Origin of the sequence: Maribacter sp. 2-571 (assembly GCF_050589625.1) — a bacterium.
Classification (GTDB): domain Bacteria; phylum Bacteroidota; class Bacteroidia; order Flavobacteriales; family Flavobacteriaceae; genus Pelagihabitans.
Genome location: NZ_JBNGOP010000061.1, coordinates 1 through 3,062 on the forward strand (window position 1 = coordinate 1; position 3,062 = coordinate 3,062).

At 46.9% G+C, this 3,062-nt stretch carries 5 protein-coding genes; all 5 read left to right on the forward strand.

Annotated features, from left to right (window positions below):
- The coding region (locus tag ACRD7P_RS20820) for a tyrosine-type recombinase/integrase (protein WP_430909724.1) at nt 1-855 on the forward strand (855 nt) is incomplete at its 5' end.
- A gap of 112 nt (nt 856-967) precedes the next feature.
- Complete coding sequence (locus ACRD7P_RS20825; RefSeq protein ID WP_430909725.1) at nt 968-1,861, forward strand: tyrosine-type recombinase/integrase; 894 nt, start codon at nt 968-970, stop codon at nt 1,859-1,861.
- Nucleotides 1,862-2,058: 197 nt separating this feature from the next.
- Nucleotides 2,059-2,334: a hypothetical protein gene (locus ACRD7P_RS20830; protein WP_430909726.1), complete on the forward strand. Its 276-nt coding sequence runs from the start codon at nt 2,059-2,061 to the stop codon at nt 2,332-2,334.
- A 91-nt stretch (nt 2,335-2,425) separates the two neighbouring features.
- Entirely contained in the window at nt 2,426-2,674 is a 249-nt protein-coding gene (locus ACRD7P_RS20835) for an addiction module protein (protein WP_430909727.1), read from the forward strand.
- A complete protein-coding gene (locus tag ACRD7P_RS20840) occupies nt 2,674-2,985 on the forward strand; it encodes a type II toxin-antitoxin system RelE/ParE family toxin (RefSeq protein WP_430909728.1) in 312 nt (103 codons plus the stop codon). The genes ACRD7P_RS20835 and ACRD7P_RS20840 overlap by 1 nt, the downstream gene beginning before the upstream one ends.
- Nucleotides 2,986-3,062: the final 77 nt, after the last annotated feature.

Here is a 3,062-nt window from a genome sequence, read left to right on the forward strand (position 1 = left end):
TGGATGGACGTGTTGGGCTACAGCGGTTCCATGCAAAAGAACTATCCCCACCACCTTTGCGAGTTCTTCCATTGGCTCGAACGACACGGGCATACCAAAATAAACACTGTCCAAAAAGAAACCGTTAAGGAGTATTATGGCCATCTAAGGACACGGGGCAACAAAACAAGGTCGGGCGCGCTATCGGCCAGTTCGCTCAACCATCACCAACAGGCGATCAGGAAGTTCAGGGAATACCTGATAAAGCACAATTCTACGCCTTTTAAGATCCATATAAAAAGGGAGAAAGCGCAAGAAGGAAGGATAAGATACTGCACCCAAGCAGAGATCGAGCAACTGTTCAAGGCCACCGAACACAGTCACGGACTGCCACGGTTCAGGGCAAGGCAAAAAGCATTGTTGGTCTGCCTTTACAGCTTGGGGATGCGCAGGAACGAGGTCATCAACCTGATGCTGAACGATATTTTATGGGACAGGGAACGGGTATTCGTTCGCAAGGGCAAGAACTACAAGGAACGGTTCGTACCCATCAACCATTACAATCTAAAGCTAATGGAGGACTATGTCCTCGATGCACGGATGGACTTTAAAAAGGCCTCGGAAAGCGAATACGTCTTTTTGAGCCGAAGGAGCGATAGGATGAGCGGTGCGGCCCTGGAACACAACCTAAGGCAAATAGTGGATGCCACCGGTAACGAAGAATTAAGGCAAAAGAAGGTAACGCCCCATATGCTGCGCCACAGCATCGCCACACACTTTTTACAAGCGGGCATGAAAATAGAGGACATACAACAATTCTTGGGCCATGCCTCATTGGAAAGCACGCAAATCTATACACACATATTGAAAGACTGAACATTAATGGCGTGCTTCACGAGTTCCATTGAAAAACAATAAAGATTACACGAGCTAAAGCACCCAGATTTACACCCACTTGGTCGGGAAGCCCGACAGCTGAACAAAAAATATGGACTACGAAGAACACCTGAGAGAGAACGATTACAGCAAGACCACTATTGCCCATTACCTGCAACGCTTGGAGGAATTTACGAACTGGTCAAGGAAACAGCGCATACGGCCCGAGAACATCGATTACAGGACCGGTCTAAAGTATATCAAGCACCTACAACAAAAGGGCATGGCCGTACAGACCATCAACAACCATATCGTTACCCTGCGCAATTACTTCGATCATCTAACGGCCGTCGGCCTCCGACCGGAAAACCCATTGGAGGGCGTATCGGTAAAGGGAGCCGTAAAACGGGTATTGCACAACCTGTTGGACGGCGACGAACTCGAAGACCTGTACTACTCCTATGAAACCGAAACCTTTAGCAAATATGCCAAGCAAAAGGTAAAATGGGCCGCCAAAAGAAACAAGGTCGTTACGGGGCTGCTCGTCTATCAAGGACTGAACACCACCAATCTAAAGAGCCTATTGTTGGAACACTTGGAACTCTACAAGGGCAAATTGTATGTGCCAAGTACCCGAAGGAACAACCCACGGGAAATGGAGCTGAAACCGTGGCAGGTCATGAATATGCTCGAATACATCAACGAGATACGGCCACGATTGGCAAAGGACGGCCATATTGAAAACGATAAGCTATTTATACCACAGAACCATTTTAACGATATGGTACGGGTCGGTATATTGAAACGGTTGAAAAAGATAAACCGTAAAGTGACCAATGTGAACCACTTAAGGGCATCGGTGATCGTGAACTGGTTGGGGCGGTACAACATCAGAAAGGTACAGTACCTCGCAGGCCACAAATACATATCATCGACCGAAAGTTACCGACAGGACAACCTTGAAAATCTACAGGAGGCCGTCAACCAATACCATCCATTAAGCTAAAAACACAATTATGCAAATACACAATAGAAGTCCTTAGGCCGAAATACATCCGTTCCTTGAAGCATAATATAAAATCGACGGTGTATTTTTACAAAATCCCGCTAGGTTCGCAGGTTAAGGAAACTCCTGCGCTGTACATTATGCACAGAAGGAGAACTAAGGCGGGTATTTTTTTTAAATCCTTATAAAGCATAATTATGAATCCACAAGAATTTACCGAAAGGTATTGCCATACCCTGCACCGGGACCCGGACACCCACGAAAACTATATCAAACTCACGATCGCCGACATCGGCGAGCTCGGCAACATGCAGGAGGCCCTGCTCAACGGCCTTGCGATGCTCACCCAGTTGGACCACGACCAAAGAAAGGAGGCCGAGCACAGCATGTACTGGCTGTGCCGGATACTCTTGGCGGGCCATCCACGGGAGGAACTGGACGGCTTGGCAGAATGGTTGAAAAACAATGAATGATACACAAAGGGCATGGCTTTACGGTGATGCCCTTTGATACTTGCACCAAATGGAGCAAGAAATGAACAATAAAATATAAATTACCTTTGTTATGGATATAAATGTAAATGTCATGGATCTGGACGCCGACATCAAATGGATACGGAAGGAACTCAAGGAAGTGAAGGACCCTACCTTGATAGAGGCCTTTAAAAACCTATTGCAGTACCGAAAAAAAGTAAGCGATGTTCCCTATGAGATATCCGACGAACATAAGGCCGTCCTTGACGAAAGATTGGAGTACCATAAAGCGAACCCCGATGAGCTATTGGATTGGGAGGGCGTTAAAAGCAAATGGTAATGGGCTACAAAGTAAAGTTGTTGCCCATTGTACACGACGATCTGAAAAAAGCAAAAAAGTGGTACAGCGAACAACGGAAAGGACTGGGCGAAGAACTCAAAAAGGAGGTCAACGCACAGATCGATTATATTGGCCGGTACCCCGAACACTTCCAACGCCGATATAAAGAACTACGGCTATCATTGACCGACCGTTTTCCCTATGCGATCTTCTACATAGTCGATGAAGAAAAGAAACAGGTCATCGTGTTCGGTGTCCTGCACACAAAAAGAAATCCCGAGATCGCCCGCAAAAGAACAGGAAACAAATAACCCCGCACAGGGCAGACCTAGATTGTTGCGAAAAGCAAAAATCCCCTAGGCCTGCCCTGCTTCCTCGCCAGCGCACC